The organism is Halomicrococcus pelagicus (assembly GCF_051917725.1).
Classification (GTDB): domain Archaea; phylum Halobacteriota; class Halobacteria; order Halobacteriales; family Haladaptataceae; genus Halomicrococcus.
Genome location: NZ_JBQBLX010000003.1, coordinates 288907 through 311777, shown reverse-complemented (window position 1 = coordinate 311777; position 22871 = coordinate 288907). Strand labels below are relative to the sequence as shown.

Here is a 22871-nt window from a genome sequence, read left to right as displayed (position 1 = left end):
CCTTTCGGCACGCGCCTCGCCGCCGTTTCGCCCATCCCGGTGGTGTCCCCCCTTGCCACCGTCCAGCGTTCCCGACCGACCGCCCGCGGTCGATTCTCGTCGCCGTCGGTCGATGCTTTTGTAGGTCACCGTCGTTTCTGTCCACGCGTGTCGCTGCTATCTGCGCTGACCAACGCCATCGTTCCCGTTCTCTCGGTCGCGGCGGTCGGCTTCCTGCTCGGCTCTCTCCGCGACATCGACGTCGGCGGACTGGGGACCGTCACGATATACGTGCTCACGCCTGCGCTGGTGTTTCACAGCCTCATGACCACGTCCATCGACGGCGAGACGGCGGTCACGCTGGTCGCGGCCGTCGTCGCGTTCACGCTGGCCATGGTCGTGCTCGCCGAGTTCGCCGGTCGCCTCCTCGGCGAGTCCGAACCGACGCTCGGCGCGCTCGTGTTGACGAGCACGTTCGCCAACGCCGGTAACTACGGCATCCCCCTCTCGCAGTTCGCGTTCGGCCCGGTCGGTCGGAGTACGGCCATCCTCTACATCGCCGTCCAGTCGGTGCTCATGTACACCGTGGGCGTCTACCTCGCGTCGCGCGGCGACGACACCTCCGGGTTCGGGGCGATTCGCGAGGTGTTCAAGCTCCCGCTCGTCTACGCCGTGCTCGCGGCGGGTCTGGTTCGCGTTCTCGGTGTCGTCCCGGCCGAGAACTCGGCGGCCATGGAGACGCTGCAGCTCACCGGCGACGCCGCCATTCCGGTGATGCTGTTGCTGCTCGGCATCCAGCTCGCGAACACCGACTCCGGCGCTGCGGTCGCCCGCGTCGGCGTCTCGAACGCGATGAAGCTCGTCGTCGCGCCCGTCGTCGCGGTGGGCGTCGTCCTCGCGCTCGGGTTCGCCGACGACACCGTCGCGCGCGTGTTCGTCCTCGAATGCGCGATGCCGGCGGCGGTCACGCCGCTCATCCTCACCATCGAGTACGACTCCGGTCCCGAGACCGGACTCTCCGGGCCCGAGTACGTCAGCACGGCCATCTTCGCCAGCACCCTGGCCAGCGTGCCGATCCTCACGCTGCTCATCGCCGTCCTCAAGTCCGGGGCCGTCGTCTGACCGCCGGCGCGGGTGCGCACCCGCGGTCGCGCGGGTGGACCGACACCGCTGCAAGGAGCACCGTCGTCTAGGGGTTTATACGGGTTCGCTTCGTAATACGAGCGAATGGCTTCGACCGAGCCGCCCGAAGCCGGTCCTCCGCTCCACCGCCTGGAATCGGTGTTCCGGGTGTACGACGTACAGCGGGAGGGAGACCAGTTGATCTACTACGGCGAGCCCCTGGTCCCCCAGGACCGTCTCATGAAGACCATCTGGCCGCTTTTCCGCGAATCGGGCTACGAGGCGACGCTGACGACGCGGATGGGCGAGTACGTCATCGTCGCCGAGCCGGTCGATCTCGGGCCGGACGGCGTCCCCTGGAAGAACGTCCTGCTCTTCGTCGCCACGGTGCTGTCGACGCTCTTCGCCGGGGCGTCGTGGTACCACGTCGACCCCATCGCGAATCCGCTGTCGGCACTCCAGCAGGCGTGGCCGTTCACGCTCGCCGTGATGGGCGTCCTGGGAACCCACGAGCTCGGTCACTACGTGATGAGTCGCTACCACGGCGTCGACGCGACGCTGCCGTACTTCATCCCCATGCCGACGCTCATCGGGACGATGGGCGCGGTCATCCGGATGAAGGGTCAGATGCCGGACCGCGAGGCGCTGTTCGACATCGGCGTCGCCGGTCCGCTGGCCGGCCTCGTGGCGACGGTCGTCGTCACCGCCATCGGACTGACGCTGGAGCCGGTGACGGCCTCCCAGCAACTGCTGAACGGCCCCAACGTGGTGCAGGTGAAGTTCGGCTACCCGCCGCTGCTGAAAGGCATCGCGGCGCTGATGGGCGAACGGCTCACGTACGGGGACCCGACCAAGTCCATCAACCCGGTCGTCATCGGCGGCTGGGTCGGGATGTTCGTCACCTTCCTCAACCTCATCCCCGTCGGCCAGCTAGACGGCGGCCACATCGTGCGGGCGATACTCGGCGAGCGCCAGGAGAGCATCGCCGCGCTCGTCCCCGCCGTCCTCTTCGGCCTCGCGGCGTACGTCTTCTACGTGCTCGACGTGAGCAACGCGACGGTGCTGTGGGTCATCTGGGGATTCCTCTCGATGTTCTTCGCCTACGTCGGCCCGGCGACCCCCATCGACGACGACGAACTCGACCCCCGGCGGAAGCTGCTGGGCGTGGTCACGTTCGTCCTCGGGCTGCTCTGTTTCACGCCGACGCCGATACAGATAATCTCCTGAGAGCTGCCGTCCTCAGTCTCTGCCGTGGGTGTACCCCCGGTCCGGCAGGGGGTCGCCGTCCATCTCGATGCCCTCCTCGACCGCTTCGCCGACGACGGTCAGCGGCACCGGCGACGCGTCGCGCGCGTCGGCGACCGCCTCCTCCGGGACGGTGACGACGAGTTCGAAGTCCTCGCCGAAGAACGTCGAGAGCTCGCGCTCGTCCGCGTCGTCGTCGGCGACCTCGCGGACGCTCTCGGCCACTGGAATCGCGTCGCCGTCCAGCGCGAATCCGCAGTCGCTCGCCTCGGCCAGCTGGTGGACCGACCGCGCCAGCCCGTCGCTGGAGTCCATCATCGCCGTGGCGTGCGGCGCGAGCGCGCGACCGGCGGCGACTCGCGGTTCGAACCGGAACAGGTCGTTGGCGCGCTCGTGGTCGCCGCGCTCGAACAGTCTGAGGGCCGCCGCGCTCCGCCCCAGCGTCCCGGTGACACAGAGCGCGTCCCCGGCGGTGGCGCCGGAGCGCGCGACGGGGTCGTCGGTCCGGCCGAGCGCGGTCGTCGTCGCGGTGAACTCGTCGAGCGTGTCGAGGTCGCCGCCGACGTAGCGCGCGTCGACCGTCTCGCAGACCTCTCGCGCTCCCGCGACGAAGTCGCGGAGTTCGTCGGCGTCGAACGCGGGCGCGGCGTACACAGCGACCGCGGCGGTCGCCGTCGCACCCATCGCGGCCACGTCCGACAGCGACGCGCCGACGGCGCGCCACCCGGCGGTGTACCGGGTGGTCCCCGCCGGGAAGTCGGTCGTCTCGTGGAGCATGTCGGTGGTGACGACCTGCCCGTCGACGACCGCGGCGTCGTCGCCGGCGTCGTCGAGTTCCTCGGCCAGCAGTTTCAGCGCCGCCCGCTCGTCCATACGTCGACTCTCTCGCGCCCGGAGAAAAGCCGACCGGTCTTCGCTGGGTTCAAGCGCTCCGCCCGAGATGCCCAGAACTGATGCGTCTCGACCTGGGTGACGTTCGGACGATAGTAGTCGGGTTCGTCGCCGCTATCGTCGTCCTGTTCGCCGTAGCCGCCGTCGTCGGTATCGACCAGGTACTGGGAAAGCTCGCGATGGCCGACACCAGACTGGTCGCGCTCGTCGGCGTCGTCGCGCTGGCGTGGCTGGCCTCCTGGGCGATGGCGCTACGGACCGTCCTCTCCGCGCTGGGCGTCTCCGTCTCTCCGGTCCGGGCGTTCATGCTCTACGCCGGCGCGACCTTCGCCAACAACATCACGCCGTTCGGACAGGCGGGCGGCGAACCGTTCAGCGCCCTGCTCATCTCCCGGGTCACCGACGCGGAGTACGAGACGGGGCTGGCGGCTATCGCCAGCGTCGACTCCATCAACTTCGTCCCCTCCATCTCGTTCGGACTCGTCGGCGTGGTCTACTACGCCACCGTGCTCACCATCGGCGACAGGCTACAGATAGAGTTCGTCGCGCTCGCCGTCGTCAGCCTGGCCCTCGCGGTCCCCATCTCGGCGACGCTGCTGTGGCGCTCGCGCGACCGCGTGGAGGCGGGCGTGGCGAGCGCCGTCGTCCCGGTCGTCGGCGCGCTCGCCCGCGCGGTTCCCCGGATAACGCCGACGACCCACGACGCCGTCCGGCGGCGCGTTCGCGGCTTCTTCCGCGCCATCGAGCGCGTGGCGTCGGACCGCCGGAGCCTCCTGCTCGCCCTCCTCTTCTCGGCGCTGGGCTGGCTCCTGTCGGCGACGTCGCTGTGGCTCTCGCTGTACGCGCTCGGCGTCGTCGTCCCGTTCGCGGCGGTCCTGTTCGTCGTCCCCATCGTGAGCATGGCGGGCGTGACGCCGCTCCCGGGTGGCCTCGGCGGGGTCGAGGCGGCGCTCGTCTTCCTGCTCGGTCCCATCGCGGGCATCTCGGGCGCGATGGCGGCCGCGGCCGCGTTCATCCACCGTGCGGCGACCTACTGGCTCCCGGTGGCCATCGGCGGCGTCTCCACGGCGATGCTGGAGGCCGACAACGCCAACGGCGACTGAGTCCCGTCGGGCCCGGTCAGCGCTCCGTCACGCGCATCTCGACGGGGCCGTCGGGGTGCAGGGTCACCAGCGGCACGAGGTCGACGTCTTCGGTGACGCGGTCGAGTTCGTAGCGCCGGCCGAGCGTCGCGAGGACGAGTTTCGCCTCGCGCATCGCGAACCCGTCGCCGATGCACTTGCGCGGCCCGCCGCCGAACGGGAAGTACGCGAACGGCGGAAGGTCGCGACGGAACTCGTCGGTCCAGCGCTCCGGCCGGAACGTCTCGGGGTCGTCGAACCAGCGGCGGTCGCGGTGGACGACCCACTGGGGCATGGAGACGACGCTCCCCTGGGGAATCCGGAACCCCGCGAGTTCGTCGTCCACCGTGGCCTCGCGGTAGACGACGTACGCCGGCGGGTAGAGCCGCATCGCCTCCGTCACGATATTCTCCAGGTAGTCCAGCTCCGCGAGGTCGTCGGCGGTCGGCGGACCGTCCAGCGCGTCCACCTCCTCGTGGAACTTCCGCTCGACCGCCGGGTGGTCGGCGACGAGCCACCAGACGTAGGTGAGCGTCAGCGCCGTCGTGTCGTGACCGGCGAGCAGCATCGTCATCATCTCGTCGCGGAGCACGTCCTCGTCGACCTCGTCCTGGTCGCGCATCCGCAGGAGGATGGCGAGCACGTCGTCGCCCTCGCGACCCTCGTGCTGGCGGCGCAGTTCCCGGAGCACGCGCTCCAGTCGCTCCACCGAGCGCCGGTACTGCAGGTTCCGCGGCGTCGGCACCTCCTCGGGGACGAACGCCTGCGGCCCCGGCCGGAACCGTTCGCCGACGTTCAACAGCGCGTCGCGGACGACGCGCTCCATTCCGTCGAGTTCGACGCCGAGCAGCGTCTCGACGACGATTCGGAGCGTTAGCTCGGACATCTCGGCGTGCACGTCGAGGACGTCGCCGTCCGACCAGGACGCGCCCGTGCGCTCGGCGTTCGCGACCATCTCGTCCGCGTAGGCGTTCAGTCGCTCGCCGAAGAAGGCCGGCTGGAGCGCGCTGCGCTGGCGCCGCCAGACGTCGCCGTTGCTCGTCAGCAGGCCGTCGCCGAGCAGGCCGGCCAGCCCCTCGTCCTCGCCGAACGTCGGCTTCCGGTAGTCGTCCGCGTTCTCGACCAGCACGCGCCGGACGACGTCCGGATCGACGACCTGGTAGACCTCCTGGCCGTAGACGTCTATCGACGCCACGTCGCCGAACTCGCGTGCGGCCCGCTCCATGAACCCCAGCGGGTCGTCGGCGTACTGGAGGCTCGTCCCGACCACCGGCAGGCCGGGCGGCCCCGAGGGTACCCGATTTGCCATACGCGTCGTTCGTGTTCGGTCGGCTTAGAGTTCCCGCCCATCCTGTCGGGGTGCTCGACCGCGGCTGTTCACGGGTCGCCGACCGGCCGACGCGCGAGGGCGGTCGAACCGGGAGTGTACCGGGCTCGGCTGCCGATTCGCGGGTCGGTTCCGGCAATCGCCGCGGCTTTGTAGGACGCCGCCGAACCCCCGCGTCGTGATAGTCGTCGCCACGGAAGACTTCGAACTGTACCACGGGGTGGTCAACGAACTGCGGGACCGCGGCGTGAACTTCACCACCGTCGAACCGGGCGACGACCTGCCGGAGGGGACCCGCGTCCTCGTCACGTCCGCGGACGACGACGTCGGCGACGAGTCCACTGGCGACGGCGCGGGGGCGGCCGACCCGACCGACTACGAGGTGGTCGTCGGCGACCCCGACAGCCCGCGCCGGGCGGTCGAGGAGGCGCTGGCGTTGCTCCGGAGCGGCGAGGGCAGGATCGTCATCGGCGTCGACCCCGGGACGCGACCCGGCATCGCCGTCCTCTCGGGCGACGTGGTGGTCGCGGCGTTCCACGTCCCGCTCGCTGACGCCGTCGCGACCATCCGCGAGGAGGTGGCCGACGCCGTCGACCCCGTCGTCCGCGTGGGCGACGGCGCGCGCCTCCAGAGCGCGAGAATCGTCCAGGACCTGGAGGACGTGACGGTCGAACTCGTCGACGAGACGGGGACGACGCCGTACCTCGGCACCGGCGCGCGCGGGATGGGCGACGTGCTCGCGGCGGCCAACATCGCCCGACTGGAGGGCGAGACGGTCGAGGAGCGCGACGTGGAGCCGACCGCGGGCGAACTCGGGGTCATCCAGCGCCGGTCGCGCGAGCGCTCGCCGGACAACCGCGAAATCGACGAGGAGCTCGCGCGCCGCGTCGCAGCCGGCGAGTTGACCATCGAGGAGGCGCTGGACGAACACCGCGGCGACGGGCGCTCGGGGAACTGACGGTGGCGGCGCTCGACGCGTCGTCGGTCGACGTCGCCACCGAGATAGTCCGGGGCGTTCCCTACCGGGCCATCTGTGACTACGCGGAATCGACGGACGTCGACCTCGTCGTGATGGGCACGGAGGGTCAGACGGGCCTCGCCGACCGCCTCCTCGGGAGCACGACCGACCGGGTCATCCGGCTCTGTGACGTTCCCGTGCTCGTGGTCTGAGGGCGCGACGCGGTCTCGGCGCTCGCGCGAGACGCCGCGCGTCGACGCGACTCACAGCTCCACGAGCACGGTGAACCGGTGGTGGTCGTCGGCGGGACACCGGAGGTGCTCTTCCTTGACGATAGCTCCGGACAGGAGCTGTTTACCGACCTTCTGGAACTTCGTGAGTTCGACGTGGCCCCGCTCGCGGGCGACCACCTCGCTCTCGGGGTCGGTCTCGAACTCCCCCATCCCTTCACAGCCGTCGTAGGGGCACTGGACGCGCACGAGGACCATGGTCGGCGGTTAGTCGTGCGAAAAATTATATGTTTGCCCGAACGGCGTCCTCGGCGCGGCGCATCACCTCGCGCACCGGCACCCCCGTCTCCGTCGCGACCGCGAGCGCGTCGTCGAACTCGGCGCTCACGTCGTAGACCGCTCCGGCGTCGTCGCTCGCGACCTTCACGTCCACCGCGTACTCCTCGTCCGCCGCGTCGACCGTCGCGGTGTGCATCTCGCGCTCGGCTATCCAGCGGTGGGTCGCGCCCGACTCGCGCACGCCGAGGGTTCCCGTCTCCTCGGCGAGTCGCCGGGCGACGCGCTCTGCGTCTTCCGGCTTGACGATGACCTTCACGAGGTGGCCGGGTCGGGACTTCTTCATCGTCGCGGGAACGACCGAAACGTCTCGCGCGCCCGCGTCCGCGAGGGTTTCCTGGAGGCCGCCCAGCACCTCCGGCGGCGCGTCGTCCAGGTTCGTCTCCAGGACGGTCACGTCGTCGCGGACCAGTCGGCCCCGGTTCGTCGCCTCGTCGCTCGTTCGGTTCGCGCCGCCGTGGGCCGCGCGCTCCCCGGCGAGCACCCGGAGCACGTTCGGATGCTCGGGGAACGAGTAGCCGCCGGCCCCGTAGCCCGACGCCGTCACGTCGAGCGTCGGCAGCACCTCGACGCCCTCCGCGAAGTGGGCGAGGACGGCAGCGCCCGTGGGCGTCAGCAGTTCCGCGTCGACCGGGCCGCCCCGCAGCGACCAGTCGGCCCCAGCCGCGATTTCGACCACCGCGGGGGCCGGAACGGGGTAGGTGCCGTGGCTCATCTCGACCGCGCCGCCGCCGGTCGACAGCGGCGTGGTCACCACCCGCTCCGCGTCGAGGTCGTCGAACAGGAGCGCAGCGCCGACCACGTCGGCGACGGCGTCGTCCGCGCCCACCTCGTGGAAGTGCGTCGATTCGAGGTCGGTGTCGTGGACGCTCGCCTCCGCTTCGCCGAGAATCCGGAAGACGGCCTTCGCGTCGGCCTCGACGTCCGCATCGAGACCCATCGACTCGACCAGTTCGATCACCTCCCGGTAGGTGCGCTCCGGCCCCGACCCCTCCGCGTGCCGGTGGTCGTGGTCGTGGGAGTGACCGTGGCCGTCGCCCGGGTGGTCGTTCTCGTCATCCTGTTCGTGGTCCGGATGCTCGTCTCGGTGTTCGTCGGAACCGTCGGCGTCCCCGTCCGTCAGCAGCACCGACGCGCTTGTCGCGGCGATGCCGTTCTTCACGACGCGCTCCGTGGCGTACTCCACGTCGAGCGCGTCCTCGACCGGCGCGAGCGCGTCGCGGTCGGCACCGGCGTCGAGCAGCGCGGCCAGAATCATGTCGCCGCTGGCCCCCATCCGCCCGTCGAACGCGAGAGTCTTCATGTGCTACCGGGCGGTCCCGACCGCGAAAAAGCCCACGAAGACGGGCGTCGTCCGGGCGAAATCGCGGACGGTCCCGGCGGTGGCGGCAGTCCGGCGAGCGACGGCCGGGCGTGGCCGTCTTCCGCGTGCTCGGCGCGCGAGACGCCCCTGGCACGTCGTCTCCGGCGCGCTTCCGAAATTCGAAACTCCATTTCGCTACTCGTAATATTTCGTGGCCCTTATTACGATGTACGAACTCAGTACGGACAACGAGCCATGAGTGAGGAAGCCGAGGACCGTACGATTCTGCTCATCGGGAGCGGGCCGATACAGATCGGACAGGCCGCCGAGTTCGACTATTCGGGCGCGCAGGCCTGCCGGGCGCTCCAGGAGGAAGGGGCGCGGGTCGTCCTGGTGAACTCCAACCCGGCGACCATCATGACCGACCCGGAGATGGCCGACGAGGTGTACATCGAACCTATCACCACGGACGCCATCGCCGAGATAATCCGCGAGGAGCGCCCGGACGGCGTCATCGCCGGCCTGGGCGGCCAGACCGGACTGAACGTCACCGCGGAGCTCTCCGAGGAGGGCGTGCTGGACGAGTACGACGTCGACATCATGGGCACGCCCCTGGACACCATCTACGCCACCGAGGACCGCGACCTGTTCCGCCAGCGGATGCACGACCTCGGTCAGCCCGTCGCGAGTTCGACGACCATCACGCTCGACGAGGGCGAGGTGGCGACGGAACTGACCGAGGACGACCTGGCCGAGCGCGTCGAGGCGGCGGTCGAGGAGGTCGGCGGCCTGCCGGTCATCGCCCGCACCACCTACACCCTCGGCGGGTCGGGGTCGGGCGTCGTCCACGAGATGGAGGAGCTGAAAGAGCGCGTGCGGAAGGGCCTGCGCCTCTCGCGCAACGACGAGGTGCTGGTCACCGAGTCCATCTCGGGGTGGGTCGAACTGGAGTACGAGGTGATGCGGGACGCCGACGACTCCTGCATCATCATCTGCAACATGGAGAACATCGACCCGATGGGCATCCACACCGGCGAGTCGACGGTCGTCACGCCCAGTCAGGTCATCCCCGACGACGGCCACCAGGAGATGCGCGACGCGGCGCTGGAGGTCATCCGGGACCTCGGCATCCAGGGCGGCTGTAACATCCAGTTCGCGTGGCGCGACGACGGCACGCCCGGCGGCGAGTACAGGGTGGTCGAGGTGAACCCGCGCGTCTCCCGCTCGTCCGCCCTCGCGTCGAAGGCGACGGGCTACCCCATCGCTCGCGTCACGGCGAAGGTCGCGCTCGGCAAGCGCCTCCACGAGATAGAGAACGAGATAACCGGCGAGACGACCGCAGCCTTCGAGCCCGCAATCGACTACGTGGTGACGAAGGTGCCGCGCTGGCCGAAGGACAAGTTCCCGGACACGGAGTTCGAACTCGGCACTGCGATGAAGTCGACGGGCGAGGCGATGGCCATCGGTCGCACGTTCGAGGAGAGCCTGCTCAAGGCGCTGCGCAGTTCGGAGTACGACCCCGACGTCGACTGGTCCGCGGTGAGCGACGAGGAACTCGAGGCCGAGTACCTCGAACGTCCGACACCCGACCGCCCCTACGCCATGTTCGAGGCGTTCGAGCGCGGGTACACCGTGGAGACGGTCGCCGACCTCACCGACATCAAGGACTGGTACGTCGAACGCTACCAGAACGTCGCCGACGGCGTCGAGGCCGCCGAGGAGGGGAACTTCGCGGCCGCCGCCGAGATCGGCTTCACGAACCAGCAGGTCGCCGCGATGGCGGGAACGGACGCGAACCGCGCGGCGTCGCAGACGCCGCGGAACGCCGCAGACGGCGACGCCATCGAGGAGGTCGAGACGAGCGCGCCCGACCGCTCGTTCAAGCAGGTCGACACCTGCGCCGGCGAGTTCGCCGCGTCGACGCCGTACTACTACTCGGCGCGCTCGGCGCTGGAGACCGACTTCGGCGGCCGGGACGAACTCCAGGTCGACCGCGACGTCGACAGCGTCGTCATCGTCGGCGGCGGCCCCATCCGCATCGGGCAGGGCGTCGAGTTCGACTACTGCACCGTCCACGCGGTGCGGGCGCTACGCGAGATGGGCATCGAGACGCACGTCGTCAACAACAACCCCGAGACGGTGTCGACCGACTACGACACCAGCGACGGACTGTTCTTCGAACCCATCACCGCCGAGGAGGTCGCGGACGTCGTCAAGGCGACGAACGCCGACGGCGCGATGGTCCAGTTCGGCGGCCAGACGAGCGTCGACGTCGGCCGCCCGCTGGAGGACGAACTCGACCGTCGCGGCCTCGACTGCGAGATACTGGGGACCACGGTCGAGGCGATGGACCTCGCGGAGGACCGCGACCGGTTCAACCGCCTGATGGACGACATCGGCATCGAGCAACCGGAGGGCGGCAGTGCCACGAGCGAGGAAGAAGCGCTCGAACTCGCCCACGACATCGGCTACCCCGTGCTCGTGCGTCCCTCCTACGTGCTCGGCGGGCGGGCGATGGACGTCGTCCACGACGACGACGAACTGAAAGAGTACATCGAGGAGGCGGTCCGGGTGTCGCCGGACAAGCCCATCCTCGTCGACGAGTTCCTCGCCGACGCCGTCGAACTCGACGTCGACGCCGTGAGCGACGGCGAGCGCACCGTCGTCGGCGGCGTGATGGAACACGTCGAGAGCGCCGGGATTCACTCCGGTGACTCCGCCTGCGTCATCCCGCCGCGCGGGCTGACCGACGACGAACTCGCCCGGGTGCGCGAGGTGACCGAGAACATCGCCACCGCGCTCGACACCGTCGGCCTGCTGAACGTCCAGCTCGCCGTCCGGGACGGCGACGTCTACGTCCTCGAAGCCAACCCGCGCTCGTCGCGGACCGTCCCGTTCGTCTCGAAGGCGACCGGCGTCCCCATCGCCAAACTCGCGGCGAAGGTGATGGCGGGCGAGAGCCTGGACGACCTCGACGTGCGCGAGCAGGTGCCCGAACAGGTCAGCGTCAAGGAGGTCGTCCTCCCCTTCGACCGCCTGCCGAACAGCGACCCGCGCCTCGGCCCGGAGATGAAGTCGACGGGCGAGGTGATGGGCACTGCGACATCGTTCGGCAAGGCCTACGAGAAGGCCCAGTCCGCGGCCGCCAACGCGCTCCCCGAGGGCGGCGTCGCCGTCGTCGAACTCCCGGTCGACGGGTTCGAGGAGTACTACGAGGTCGAGACGTTCGACGACACCGCCGAGGCGATACGGACGGGCGACGTCGACCTGCTGGTCACCGACGACCGCGCGGCCCTGGAGACGGCCGTCGAGGAGGACCTGCCGTACTTCTCGACCGTCGCCGCCGCCGAGGCAGCGCTGGAGGCACTCGATTCGCGCGAGGACCCCCTCTGCGTCGAGTCTGTCGGCGACCGGCCCAAGCACGACGAGAAGTGGGGCTAGCGGCTCTACCTCCCGTCCGTCGCCGAAACGTCGGGCGGGCCGCCGTCGAACCGCTTCAGACGAACGTTCCGAGCGCGCCGCCGACGAGGAACGCCGCGAGCGCGTACCAGGGTTCGCGCCGCAGCGTCCGCTTGGCAGCCGACATTCGACCGGTGACGCCCAGGCCGAGGGCGAGGGCGACGAAGACGGCACTCACCTTGACGGCGACGGACTCGTGTCCGAGCGCGTAGCCGTACCCGGCCAGGAAGCCGACGACGACGCCGAGGACGCTCGCCTGTACTTCGGTGGACGTGACCCGATTGTCGGTCCCGAGCACCGCCTTTCCCATGCGCGGTAGTTCGCGCCGCTCCTTCTTTTTACTTGCGGTGGTTGTGGAAATATAATGGGGGTCGACGCCGGGTCTCAGACGGTGTCCTCGACGCCCTCGATGCCCACGTCGGTGATGCGGAACTGCGCGCGGTCGCCGGCCGGCTTCGAGCGGTGTTTCTCCAGGGTCGCCCGGCGGTTGCCGCCGCGGAAGCGGTCCACCCGGAGGACGACGCCGGTCCAGTGTTCGAGCGTGTGGCCGCCGAGCGGTCGGGTGCCGTCGGAGTCGGGGTCGGTGTACACCTGGTTCGTCAGCAGGATGGCGATGTCGTGTTTGCGAGCGAGCGAGAGCAGGTGGGTGACCTGGTCGGCGACCTTCCGGAGCGACTCGCCGCCGGCGTCGTCGCCAGCGCGCTCCAGGCGGTAGAATCCGGTCGCGCTGTCGAGGACGACGAGGTCGGCTCGCTCTGCGAACTCGGAGACGTCCCGGACGGCCTCCGCCTGCTCGGCGAAGTCGTAGGCCTCCTTGATGACGATGCGGGAGGCGACGTCGTCGGTGTCGTCTGCTCGGGCGTCGGCGACCTGTTCGAACCGCTCGACGGACAGTCCCTCGGTGTCGACGTAGACCACGGTGCCGCCCTCGCGCGCCGTCTCGACGGCGGCACCGAGCGCGACGTTCGTCTTCCCGGCGGCGGGCGGACCATACACCTGCGTAACGGTCCCGCGTTCGAGGCCACCCCCGAGCAGGTCGTCGAGGGGCGGGCACCCGGTCGAAATCTTCTCGGCGTCAGTCACGCCCGAACCTTGGGACTTACCGGGCAAAAGCCTCCGGATTCGCGCCCGCGGCGGTCCGACTCCCCGTCGGTGGCCGCGAGTTCTATTGCCTCGGGCGTCGTCGACCCGGGGATGACCGACGTCGAACGCATCCTCGTCGCGGGCGCGAGCGGCGGCACCGGCACGGAGGTACTCGACCTGCTCGCGGACGCCGAGTTCACGGTACGGGCGCTCACTCACACGCCGGAGAAGGCGCACGCGCTCCGCTCGCGCGGGGCCGACGAGGTGGTCGTCGGCGACCTGCTGGAGTCCGGCGACGCCGCCCGCGCGGTCGTCGACTGCGACGTCGTCCTCAGCGCAGTCGGCACGCGCTCGCCCGTCCGAATGCTGATGGGCGACCTCGTCGACGGGACCGGCGTCGAGAATCTCGTCGACGCCGCGGTCGCGGCCGACGTGGACCGGTTCGTCTTCGAGAGCGCCATCGGGGTCGGCGACTCCCGCGGGCAGATGCCCGCCGCGTTCCGCCTGCTCATCTGGCGCGTGCTGGCGGCGAAGAACCGGGCCGAGGCGGCGCTGCGCACGTCGCGGCTGTCCCACACCGTCGTCCGACCCGGCATGCTGAGGAACGACCCGGCGACCGGCGACGTGCTCGTCGGCGAGGGCGGCGCGACCGTCTCGGGGTCGATTCCGCGCGCGGACGTGGCCAGGTTGATGGTCGCCGCGCCGTTCACCCCCGAGAGCGAGAACCGTACGTTCGAGGTGGTGAGCCGCGACGGGCTCCGCGGGACGGCCCGCGGTCTCGTCGACGTGGACTGGCAGTCGCCCGTCGAGGAAGAGATACCCGTCGAGGAGTAGTCGGCGGTCGGTCTCGGTCGAGAGGGGCGAGCGACTCCAGCGCCGAGCGGTCGGCTACTGGGTGTGAGAACGGCTGGAGAGTCGCCGCTGGCGCGTCACTCAGTCGGCAGTAACGAGTCGTCGACTCGAATCGTCGCCCGGCCGTGCCATCGCGAGCACGTCGTCGAAGAAGTCGAGGGAGTCGTGGGGGCCGGGGTTGGCTTCGGGGTGGTACTGGCGCGTGATGACGTCGAGGTCCTCGCTGTCCAGGCCCTCGGGCGTGTCGTCGTTGACGTTGACCTGGGTCACGTCGAGGTCACCGGGGTCGGCGACCGTGTACCCGTGGTTCTGGGTCGTCATGACCACGCGGTTGGTCTCGAGGTCGCGGACGGGCTGGTTGACGCCGCGGTGACCGAAGTCCATCTTCTCGGTGGTGCCGCCGAGCGCCCGGGCGATGATCTGCTGGCCGAGACAGATGCCCGCCAGCGGAATCTCGCCGACGAACTCGTCGACCAGCGACCGGGCCGCCTCGAAGTTCGCCGGGTCGCCCGGCCCGTTCGAGACGAACAGGATGTCGGGGTCGACCGCTTCGACGTCCTCGGGCGCGACGTCGTACGGCAGGACGTGCACGTTCGCACCGCGGTCGACAAGCGACTCGACGATGCTGTCCTTCGCGCCGCAGTCGACCAGCGCCACGTCCGTGTCGCCCTCGCCGAGGTGGATCTCTCGCTCGTCGACGCTGACCTGCGCGCCGATGTCGACGTGGTCGCTCATGCCGGGACAGTCCTCGAGTTCGGCGAGCGCGTCCTCGGGCGTGGCGTCCGGTCCGGCCGCGATGCCGCACTTCATCGCGCCCTCCTCGCGGATGCCGCCGACGAGGTCGCGCGTGTCGAGGTGGTCGACCGCGGGCACGCCCTCGTCGGCGAGCCAGTCGGCCACGTCCTCGGTCAGTTCTCGTGCGACGACGGCGCGGGGGTGGACGCGGTCGGACTCGAACCGCTCCTCGCGCACGCCGTAGTTGCCGATCAGGGGGTACGAGAAGGTGAGTATCTGTTCCTCGTAGGACGGGTCAGTGAGACTCTCCTCGTAGCCTGTGTACGCCGTCGTGAACACCAGTTCTCCGCGGGCCGTGCCCGGAGCGCGAGCGCGCGCTTCTACCACGCGGCCACCCTCCAGTGCGACGTAAGCACCAGCCATTACGAGATTCTTATGCAACGGCCCTCCATAAACCTTGCTTTCGAAACAACGTTACGATATTCGTAACACCCAAGTTTCGAGGCGCGAAACGACGCCTATGGACGCACTCGACCGCCAGATACTGGACCTCCTCCGGCGGGACGCCCGAATGCCGTACACCGAGATCGCAGACGAGGTCGGCACCTCGGAGGGGACGGTCCGTAACCGCGTCGAACAGATGAACGAGGACGGCGTCATCGAGCGATTCACGGTCGCCACGCGGACGGGGAACGTGAAAGCGATGATCGAGATAGGCGTGGACGTGGCAGTCAACACGACCTCCATGTCCGACCGACTCGCCGAGTGGGAGCAGGTCGACTTCGTCTGGCAGGTCTCCGGCGAGGACGACATCGTCCTCGTCGTCGACGCCGCGGACACGCAGGGGGTCAACCAGTTGATAACCCGCGCACGGGAACTCGACGAGGTCGTCGAGACGAAGACGCGACTGATTCTCGACGAACGGCGCGGCTGAGCTTCGAAGCGAGGATTCGAAATTCGAAGCGACGGTCGGCCGCCTCAGGCGCCCGTGACGACGAGCGCGCCCCCGCCGACGATGGCGAGCGTCCCGAGGCCGATACAGACGCCCCAGAAGGCGACGCGTTCGACCAGGCGCATCAGCGCGTCGATGGTGAGGTAGCCGACGGTCGCGCTGGCGAAGATGGCGACGGCGGCGGCGGTGGGCGAGACGGAGGGAATCCCGGTGTCGAGAAACACCAGCACGCCCGCGCCCGCGGCCGCCGGAATCGAGAGGAGGAAGGAGAGGCGGAACGCCGAGGGGCCGTCGTGACCGCGGAAGAGGAGCGCGCTCGCGGTCGTGCCGGAGCGAGAGACGCCGGGGAGGAGCGCGATACCCTGGAGCGACCCCACCAGCAGGGCGTCGACGAGGTCCGGCGTCTCCCGGGTCGCGAGGTCGAAGCGGTCGGCGGTCTTCAGCAGGATTCCGGTTCCGACCAGCAGGACGCCGATGAGCGCGACGAACGCACCGCCGGCCAGTTCCGTGACGACCGCGTCGAGCGTGAGATAGACGAGGATACCGGTGACGCCGGAGGCCAGCGTCGCCACGAAGACGAACGAGAAGTCGGCCGTCTCGTCCGAGAAGAGGCCTCCGGAGGTCCGTCCGTTGACCAGGTCGAACGGCGCGCGCAGGACGTCGCCGACCTCGTCGCGGTAGTACGCCGTCGCCGAGATTGCGGTACCGACGTGGAGGAAGAGCGCGAACTGGAGCGCCGCCTTCGGTCCCGCGCCGACGGCCGTCAGGAACAGCGTGATGTTCCCCTCGCTGGAGATAGGGAGCCACTCGAAGATACCCTGCAACACGCCCGCGATTAGCGCGATGAGCAGCGGTCGGTCTGGCATCGTCCTACCTCGGTCACCGACGGGAGTTAGGTCGTTCGGTTTTGTAGGTGACTCTCGTCTTGTATTTTCAGCTCTCTGTCCCTGTACTGTTATCATTCCAGTTCGCGCACGGAACGTCCGACAGCGTACGGCGCGCCGGACGATTCCGGCGGCCGGGACCGGGCGTCACCCCGACTCGTCGACAGCGTCGGGATGTAGCCGCGCGGCCAGCGTCTCGACACCGTCGACGAGGCGCGGACTCGGCTGGTTCAGCAGCGAGTCGTCGACGACGTGGACGGCGTCGCGCTCGACCGCGGGCACGTCCCAGTCGCGGTCCCGAACGGTTGCGGGGTCGCTGCGCTCGCCGCGGCCGCAGACGTGGAGGACGACGTGGTCGGGCGCGGCGTCCTCGACCTCGTCGCGGGTCACCTCCCGGGAGCGCTCGCCGGCGTCGAGGAAGGGGTAGCGTCCGCCGGCGGCCCTGACGGCGTCTGGCACCCAGTTGCCGGCGGCGGTCGGCGGGTCCGACCACTCCTCGCAGTAGACGACCGGGCGGTCGCGGTCGGCGACGAGGCGGCGAACGCGCTCCAGTCGTCCCCGGGCGCTCCACGCGAGGTCGTGGCCGGCCCGCGCCCGGCCGACCGCGCGGCCCAGCGTGACGAACGATTCGACCGCCTCGCCGAGCGTCGTCGGTTCGACGTGGACCACGCGGTGGCCGCGCTCCCGGAGGGCGTCGCGGACGTCGCGCTGGAGCGGGTCGGCGGTGCAGACGAGGTCGGGGTCGCGCTCGGCGACCGCGTCGTGGTCGGGGTTCAGCCAGCCGCCGACCGCCGGTGCGTCGAGGCCGTCGGCTTCGCAGTTGTGCGTGACGCCGACGAGACGGTCGTCCGCCCCGAGCGCCCGGAGCGTCGCCGTCGCGCTGGGCGCGAGCGAGACGACGCGCCGGAGGCCCGTCGCCTGGTCGGCCGTCGCGCGCTGCTCGTCCATCGGCCTTTCGTCCACGCTCCGTTCGGGTAAAGCCTTCGCGCTCGTTTCTACGCTTAAACTTTTGGTTCGTCCGACGTTGGATAGTCGGCTCACGCCCCGTGTGACTGGTTCACGAACTCATTGGGGGCAAGAATCGATGGTTTTAAGTGAGTTTCGGAATAACTGCAAGTTAAGGATTCACGCGCCGGGTTTTTCAGGTTTTCCCTGCCCGGAAGCTGATGCACTCTCCCCGATAGTGGTGTTTCGTACATGCCAGATACAACCATCCGAGCGCGCGACAGAACGCAGGAAACCGAAGTAGAGGAACAGGAACACGAAGGACAGCAGTGCCCCGAATGCGGCGGCAACCTCATCACCGACGAGGGACACGGCGAGACGGTCTGTGCCGAGTGCGGCCTCGTCGTCGAGGAGGACAACGTCGACCGTGGCCCCGAGTGGCGCGCGTTCGACTCCAAGGAGAAGAACGAGAAGTCCCGCGTCGGCGCCCCGACGACGAACACGATGCACGACAAGGGGCTGTCGACGAACATCGACTGGCGCGACAAGGACGCCTACGGCAACTCGCTGGGGTCGCGCCAGCGCGAGAAGATGCAGCGTCTCCGCAAGTGGAACGAGCGCTTCCGCACCCGCGACAGCAAGGAACGCAACCTCAAGCAGGCGCTCGGCGAAATCGACCGCATGGCCTCCGCACTCGGTCTCCCCGAGAACGTCCGGGAGACGGCGTCGGTCATCTACCGCCGCGCCCTCGACGAGGACCTCCTGCCGGGCCGCTCCATCGAGGGCGTCTCGACGGCCTGCGTCTACGCCGCGGCACGGCAGGCCGGCGTCCCGCGCAGCCTCGACGAGATCGCCGACGTCTCCCGCGTCGAGAAGAGCGAGGTCGCCCGCACCTACCGCTACGTCGTCCGCGAGCTGAGCCTCGAGGTGAAGCCGGCCGACCCCGAGAGCTACGTCCCGCGCTTCGCGTCCGGACTCGACCTCTCGGACGAGTCCGAGCACCGGGCCCGCTCGCTGCTGAAGACGGCGAAGGAACAGGGCGTCCACAGCGGCAAGTCGCCGGTCGGCCTGGCGGCCGCCGCCGTCTACGCCGCCGCCCTGCTCACCAACGAGAAGACGACCCAGGCCGAGGTCAGCGACGTCGCGGACATCAGCGAGGTCACCATCCGCAACCGCTACCACGAACTGCTGGAAGCCGAAGAAGGCAGCCTCGCGATGTAGTTTCCGGACGCGTCGTTTGAAAAGATGTTTTACGGCGCCGTGATACGTTCCACCAGCGACTGCAATGGAGACCGAGCACGAGATTCACGTCGGCGACGCGGCCGAGATGACGGCGCTTCCGGACGATTCGGTCGACCTCGTCGTCACCTCGCCGCCGTATCCGATGATAGAGATGTGGGACGACCTCTTCGCCTCCCTCGACCCGGAGATTGCGGAGCGACTGGACCGGGGCGACGGCGACGCCGCCTTCGAGGCGATGCACGGCCTGCTCGACTCGGTGTGGCGAGAGGTCGCGCGCGTGCTGACACCCGGCGGCGTCGCGGCCGTCAACGTCGGCGACGCGACGCGGAAGGTCGACGGCTCCTTCCAGCTCTTCCCGAACCACTGCCGGGTCACGCAGGCTCTGCGTGACCACGGTCTGCGTCCGTTGCCGGACATCCTCTGGCGGAAGCCGTCGAACCGCCTAACGAAGTTCATGGGGTCCGGCATGGTCCCGCCGAACGCCTACGCCGCGCTCGAACACGAGTACGTCCTCCTCTTTCGCAACGGCGACCTGCGCGAACTAGAACCCGGCCTCGACCGGCGCTACGAGGCGGCGTACTTCTGGGAGGAGCGAAACGACTGGTTCTCGGACCTCTGGACCGACGTGCGCGGCATCGAGCAGGAACTCGACCACGGCGAACTGCGCGAGCGCTCGGCGGCGTTTCCCTTCGAACTCCCCTACCGGCTCGTCAACATGTACTCCGTCTACGGCGACACCGTCCTCGACCCGTTCTGGGGGACCGGCACCACCTCGCTGGCGGCGATGGTCGCCGGTCGGAACTCGGTGGGGTACGAACTCGAACCGGAGTTCGCCGGCGTGTTCGACGAGCGCGCCGCCGACGCTCCCGAACTCTCGCGCACCAGGGCCCGCGAGCGCCTGGACGCCCACCGCGCCTTCGTCCGCGACCACGACGGGGAACTGGGGTACGAGGCGACCCACTACGACTTCCCGGTCAAGACCGGCCAGGAGCGCGACATTCGCTTCTACCAGGTGACCGAGGTGGACCAGCCGGCGGTCGACCGCGCCGGCAAGCGATTCGTCGCCGCCCACGAGCCGTTCGTCGAGTAACCTTTTCACGCGCGCGCACGGACGCCCCGGCATGGAGTTCGACTCGTTCACCCTCGCGGCGAGCACGGCCGACCTCGACGCCGAACCGCGGGCCCGCGACCGCGCCGACCTCGTCGAGTTCCGGATGGACCTCGCCGCCGACCCGCTCGACGCGCTGGACGACTACGACGGCGACCTCCCGGTGCTGGCGACGAACCGCGCGGAGTGGGAGGGCGGCGCGGCCGGCGACGACGACGAGCGTCTCGACGCGCTCGCCGCGGCCGCCGAACGCGACGCGGTCGCGGCGGTCGACGTGGAACTGGAGAGCCTGCTGGGGGCGGGCGACCGCGTCGCCGAGCGCGCGCGCGCCCACGACGCCGCCGTCGTCGCGTCGGTCCACGACTTCGAAGCGACGCCCGACCGCGAGCGGATGCGCGAGCTACTCGTCGACGCCACGGACCGCGCGGACGTGGGGAAACTGGCCGTGACCGCCGAATCGCGGTCGGACGTGCTCGACCTGCTGTCGGTCACCGACGCCCTCGACGCGGAGGGGCGCGCGGTGGCGACGATGGCGATGGGCGAAGCGGGCCGCCACTCCCGGGCGGTCGCGCCGCTGTACGGGTCTCGCATCGGCTACGCGCCGGTCGACGCCGCGGACGCGACCGCACCCGGCCAGTACGACCTCGCGACGCTCTCGCGGCTGGTCTCCGAACTGCGGTGACGAGCCGACGCGGTCACACCAGTGTGACGAGTCTGACGAGAACGAACAGCATCGACAGAGCGCCGAGCAGGACGAACGCCGCGTTCTCCAGCGACGGCGACCCGGGTTCCATCTCCGGAGCGTCGTCCCGGTCCGGCTCGTCCGCGTCGTCACCGACCTCGTCGACGTCGAACTTCCACTCGGACATGCCCGGGCGTACGGCGGCCCGCGACAAAAGGAGACCGGCTTGCGAGTCTACCGCCGTCGCTCGCGCGACCGCACGTCGCCCTCGTAGACGACGCCGCGCTCGGCGTCGAGGGTCACCACGTCCCCGTCCTCGACCTCGGGGCCGAGCGGGGCGCCGCTGACCATCGGAATCTCGAGCTCACGGGCGACCATCGCCGGGTAGCCGGTCATCCCGGGGCGCGCGTCGACGATGCCGGCGAGGTGGGAGGCGTCGCCCGTGAACTCGCCGTCGAAGTCCGGGTCGAGGACGAGGACGGTCCCGTCGGGAATGCCCGAGAGGTCCCCGGTCGCGGTGCGTTCGACGGGGCCGGCGACCTGGCCGCGGACGACGCTGCGCCCGGTCGCGATGGTCTGGGCGGCGACGTGGACCTTGAGCATGTTCGTCGCGTCCGACCCTTCGAGGTCGCTCATCATGCCCGAGAGGACGACGACGGTGTCGCCGCTCTCCGCGACGCCGGCGTCGAGCGCCGCCTGCACGGCGTCGTCGATGATGGTCTCGACGCTGTGAGCGAGGTCGGAGTACTGGGGATTGACCCCCCACGACAGCGCCAACTGGCGGCGCACGTAATCGTTCGGCGTCGTCGCCACCACCGGGACGCCCGGTCGGAACTTCGCCACCTTGAGCGCGGTGTAGCCGGACTCGCTGGCCGCGACGACCGCGCTCGCGCCGATGTCGCGGGCGAGGTAGCGCGCCGAGCGTGCGAGGGCGTCCGTGCGGGTGTCGTCGGCAACCGGGACGCGCTGTTCGAGTGTCTCGGCGTACTCGTCGCTGGCTTCCACCTCGCGGACGATGCGGTCCATCGTCTCGACGACCCGGACGGGGTGGTCGCCGACCGCCGTCTCGCCCGACAGCATCACCGCGTCGGTGCCGTCGAGGACGGCGTTGGCGACGTCCGACGCCTCCGCTCGCGTCGGCCGGCGGGCGTGGACCATCGAGTCGAGCATCTCCGTCGCCGTGATGACCGGGACGCCCGCCTCCTGACAGGTGCGGATGATGCGCTTCTGTATCATCGGAACGTCCTCCATCGGACACTCGACGCCGAGGTCGCCCCGGGCGACCATCACGCCGTAGGCGGCGTCGACTATCTCCTCCAGATTCTCGACCGCTCCGCGGCGCTCTATCTTCGCGACGATGGGTACGTCCGCGCCGAACTCCTCCAGCACCTTGTTCACTTCGAGCACGTCGTCGGCGTCGCGGACGAAACTCGCAGCGACGAAGTCGACCTCGCGTTCGAGGTCGGCGGCGTTCCGGTCGTCGCCCGGTCGGTGGCCGGCGGCGAGGCGCAGGTCCTTGCGGTCCTTCTCGGTGACGGTGTCGAGACCGAGTTCGACGCCCGGGACGTTGACGCCCTTGCGGCTTCCGAGGTCACCGCCGCTCTCGACGAAGGCGACGACGGCGTCGTCTTCGACGCTCTCGATCACCGTCTCGATGCGTCCGTCGTCGAGGAGGACGCGGTCGCCCACGTCGGCGTTCGACAGCGAGAAGGAGAGGCCGACCTCCTCGGCGGTCGCCTCCTCGCCCTCGACGAAGCGGACCGTCTCGCCGGTTTCGAGGTGAACCGGGTCGTCCACCTCGGCGGTGCGTATCTCGGGACCCTGCAGGTCGAGCATCGCTGCCAGCGGACTCGACGTCGCCTCGTCCACTCGTCGAACGGTGTCGATGAGTTCGGTCCGGTCCTCCCGGCTCCCGTGGCTGGCGTTCAGCCGGGCGACCGTCATCCCGGCGTCCGCCAGGTCTCGGACCGTACTCCGGTCGTTCGACGCAGGGCCGAGCGTACAGACGATCTTCGCGTTTCTCATGGTTCCACGTTCTCCCGGCCTCGCCTAAAACCCAGTGTTAACTCGTCCGTGAGTACTCGCCGGCCACAATCCATATTCGTACTCCGTTCGAAGGCGGAAAATATGTCCAAGTTCGCATCGCTCGTAACCGTCGAGCAGGACTACCAGAACGTCCAGGAGCTGGCCTCCATCTGGGGCGACGTGAGGAGCGAGCTAGCCGAACACGACACGACGCTCGAGGCGAACTACGCCATCCTCGGCGAGTACGACTTCCTCCTCGTCTTCGACTCGCCGGACCGCGACGCCGCCTACCAGGCCGCCCTCTGCATCGAACGCTACGGGCTCGACATGCAGACGATGGAGATAATCCCGATGGAGGAGTTCTCCCAGCTCGTCGACGACCTCTGACTCGA

23 protein-coding genes are annotated in these 22871 nt (G+C 69.6%); 12 read left to right on the top strand and 11 right to left on the bottom strand.

Annotation, left to right across the window (positions count from 1 at the left end; translation table 11 throughout):
• Positions 1 to 147: 147 nt before the first annotated feature.
• Positions 148 to 1101 carry an AEC family transporter gene (locus ACTF4R_RS10805; RefSeq protein WP_440007843.1) on the top strand — a complete coding sequence of 318 codons (954 nt, stop codon included), beginning with the start codon at positions 148 to 150 and terminating at the stop codon, positions 1099 to 1101.
• A 105-nt stretch (positions 1102 to 1206) separates the two neighbouring features.
• Entirely contained in the window at positions 1207 to 2328 is a 1122-nt protein-coding gene (locus ACTF4R_RS10800) for a site-2 protease family protein (RefSeq protein ID WP_440007842.1), read from the top strand.
• A gap of 12 nt (positions 2329 to 2340) precedes the next feature.
• Here the strand turns inward: ACTF4R_RS10800 and thiL are convergent, their stop codons facing one another.
• Entirely contained in the window at positions 2341 to 3219 is an 879-nt protein-coding gene (gene thiL / locus ACTF4R_RS10795; protein ID WP_440007841.1) for a thiamine-phosphate kinase, read from the bottom strand.
• A gap of 80 nt (positions 3220 to 3299) precedes the next feature.
• Here thiL and ACTF4R_RS10790 point away from each other — a divergent pair, with 80 nt between their 5' ends.
• Positions 3300 to 4340 (top strand): lysylphosphatidylglycerol synthase transmembrane domain-containing protein, encoded by a 1041-nt coding sequence (locus tag ACTF4R_RS10790; RefSeq protein ID WP_440007840.1) that lies wholly within the window; start codon positions 3300 to 3302, stop codon positions 4338 to 4340.
• 16 nt (positions 4341 to 4356) lie between these two features.
• On the opposite strand, the gene ACTF4R_RS10785 is transcribed toward ACTF4R_RS10790, so the two are convergent.
• Positions 4357 to 5667, bottom strand: a complete 1311-nt coding sequence (locus ACTF4R_RS10785; RefSeq protein WP_440007839.1) for a cytochrome P450 — start codon at positions 5665 to 5667, stop codon at positions 4357 to 4359.
• Positions 5668 to 5863: 196 nt separating this feature from the next.
• Between ACTF4R_RS10785 and ACTF4R_RS10780 the strand changes: the two genes are divergently transcribed.
• Complete coding sequence (locus ACTF4R_RS10780; protein WP_440007838.1) at positions 5864 to 6643, top strand: hypothetical protein; 780 nt, start codon at positions 5864 to 5866, stop codon at positions 6641 to 6643.
• Positions 6644 to 6645: 2 nt separating this feature from the next.
• Positions 6646 to 6855 (top strand): universal stress protein, encoded by a 210-nt coding sequence (locus ACTF4R_RS10775; protein ID WP_440007837.1) that lies wholly within the window; start codon positions 6646 to 6648, stop codon positions 6853 to 6855.
• Between the two features lie 51 nt (positions 6856 to 6906).
• Here ACTF4R_RS10775 and ACTF4R_RS10770 read toward each other — a convergent pair whose 3' ends face one another.
• The gene (locus ACTF4R_RS10770) at positions 6907 to 7131 is read right to left on the bottom strand and encodes a hypothetical protein (protein ID WP_440007836.1); all 225 of its coding nucleotides are present in this window, start codon (positions 7129 to 7131) and stop codon (positions 6907 to 6909) included.
• Positions 7132 to 7156: 25 nt separating this feature from the next.
• Positions 7157 to 8512: a nickel pincer cofactor biosynthesis protein LarC gene (gene larC / locus ACTF4R_RS10765; RefSeq protein ID WP_440007835.1), complete on the bottom strand. Its 1356-nt coding sequence runs from the start codon at positions 8510 to 8512 to the stop codon at positions 7157 to 7159.
• 255 nt (positions 8513 to 8767) lie between these two features.
• On the opposite strand from larC, the gene carB reads away from it, so the two are divergent.
• Positions 8768 to 11953 carry a carbamoyl-phosphate synthase large subunit gene (gene carB, locus ACTF4R_RS10760; RefSeq protein WP_440007834.1) on the top strand — a complete coding sequence of 1062 codons (3186 nt, stop codon included), beginning with the start codon at positions 8768 to 8770 and terminating at the stop codon, positions 11951 to 11953.
• 55 nt (positions 11954 to 12008) lie between these two features.
• Here the strand turns inward: carB and ACTF4R_RS10755 are convergent, their stop codons facing one another.
• Positions 12009 to 12281 carry a hypothetical protein gene (locus ACTF4R_RS10755; protein ID WP_440007833.1) on the bottom strand — a complete coding sequence of 91 codons (273 nt, stop codon included), beginning with the start codon at positions 12279 to 12281 and terminating at the stop codon, positions 12009 to 12011.
• A gap of 74 nt (positions 12282 to 12355) precedes the next feature.
• The gene (radB, locus tag ACTF4R_RS10750; RefSeq protein WP_440007832.1) at positions 12356 to 13054 is read right to left on the bottom strand and encodes a DNA repair and recombination protein RadB; all 699 of its coding nucleotides are present in this window, start codon (positions 13052 to 13054) and stop codon (positions 12356 to 12358) included.
• Positions 13055 to 13165: 111 nt separating this feature from the next.
• On the opposite strand from radB, the gene ACTF4R_RS10745 reads away from it, so the two are divergent.
• Positions 13166 to 13888: an SDR family oxidoreductase gene (locus ACTF4R_RS10745; RefSeq protein ID WP_440007831.1), complete on the top strand. Its 723-nt coding sequence runs from the start codon at positions 13166 to 13168 to the stop codon at positions 13886 to 13888.
• A 99-nt stretch (positions 13889 to 13987) separates the two neighbouring features.
• On the opposite strand, the gene carA is transcribed toward ACTF4R_RS10745, so the two are convergent.
• Positions 13988 to 15064 (bottom strand): glutamine-hydrolyzing carbamoyl-phosphate synthase small subunit, encoded by a 1077-nt coding sequence (gene carA / locus ACTF4R_RS10740; RefSeq protein WP_440007830.1) that lies wholly within the window; start codon positions 15062 to 15064, stop codon positions 13988 to 13990.
• Positions 15065 to 15161: 97 nt separating this feature from the next.
• On the opposite strand from carA, the gene ACTF4R_RS10735 reads away from it, so the two are divergent.
• Positions 15162 to 15575: an Lrp/AsnC family transcriptional regulator gene (locus ACTF4R_RS10735; RefSeq protein WP_440007829.1), complete on the top strand. Its 414-nt coding sequence runs from the start codon at positions 15162 to 15164 to the stop codon at positions 15573 to 15575.
• 44 nt (positions 15576 to 15619) lie between these two features.
• On the opposite strand, the gene ACTF4R_RS10730 is transcribed toward ACTF4R_RS10735, so the two are convergent.
• Positions 15620 to 16459 carry an undecaprenyl-diphosphate phosphatase gene (locus tag ACTF4R_RS10730; protein WP_440007828.1) on the bottom strand — a complete coding sequence of 280 codons (840 nt, stop codon included), beginning with the start codon at positions 16457 to 16459 and terminating at the stop codon, positions 15620 to 15622.
• A 165-nt stretch (positions 16460 to 16624) separates the two neighbouring features.
• Positions 16625 to 17425: a cobalamin-binding protein gene (locus ACTF4R_RS10725; protein WP_440007827.1), complete on the bottom strand. Its 801-nt coding sequence runs from the start codon at positions 17423 to 17425 to the stop codon at positions 16625 to 16627.
• Between the two features lie 249 nt (positions 17426 to 17674).
• Here ACTF4R_RS10725 and ACTF4R_RS10720 point away from each other — a divergent pair, with 249 nt between their 5' ends.
• The 3 genes from ACTF4R_RS10720 to ACTF4R_RS10710 all read left to right on the top strand — a co-directional run bounded on the left by ACTF4R_RS10720 (position 17675) and on the right by ACTF4R_RS10710 (position 20454).
• Positions 17675 to 18643, top strand: coding sequence for a transcription initiation factor IIB (locus tag ACTF4R_RS10720; RefSeq protein ID WP_433625295.1), 969 nt, complete (start codon positions 17675 to 17677; stop codon positions 18641 to 18643).
• 64 nt (positions 18644 to 18707) lie between these two features.
• Positions 18708 to 19754, top strand: a complete 1047-nt coding sequence (locus ACTF4R_RS10715; RefSeq protein WP_440007826.1) for a DNA-methyltransferase — start codon at positions 18708 to 18710, stop codon at positions 19752 to 19754.
• Between the two features lie 31 nt (positions 19755 to 19785).
• Positions 19786 to 20454 carry a type I 3-dehydroquinate dehydratase gene (locus tag ACTF4R_RS10710; protein WP_440007825.1) on the top strand — a complete coding sequence of 223 codons (669 nt, stop codon included), beginning with the start codon at positions 19786 to 19788 and terminating at the stop codon, positions 20452 to 20454.
• Between the two features lie 13 nt (positions 20455 to 20467).
• Here ACTF4R_RS10710 and ACTF4R_RS10705 read toward each other — a convergent pair whose 3' ends face one another.
• Together ACTF4R_RS10705 and pyk are read right to left on the bottom strand one after the other, a co-directional pair.
• Positions 20468 to 20641 carry a DUF7312 domain-containing protein gene (locus ACTF4R_RS10705; RefSeq protein WP_440007824.1) on the bottom strand — a complete coding sequence of 58 codons (174 nt, stop codon included), beginning with the start codon at positions 20639 to 20641 and terminating at the stop codon, positions 20468 to 20470.
• Positions 20642 to 20688: 47 nt separating this feature from the next.
• Positions 20689 to 22479, bottom strand: a complete 1791-nt coding sequence (gene pyk, locus ACTF4R_RS10700) for a pyruvate kinase (protein WP_440007823.1) — start codon at positions 22477 to 22479, stop codon at positions 20689 to 20691.
• 102 nt (positions 22480 to 22581) lie between these two features.
• Between pyk and ACTF4R_RS10695 the strand changes: the two genes are divergently transcribed.
• Positions 22582 to 22866 (top strand): GYD domain-containing protein, encoded by a 285-nt coding sequence (locus ACTF4R_RS10695; protein ID WP_433625281.1) that lies wholly within the window; start codon positions 22582 to 22584, stop codon positions 22864 to 22866.
• Positions 22867 to 22871 lie beyond the last annotated feature (5 nt).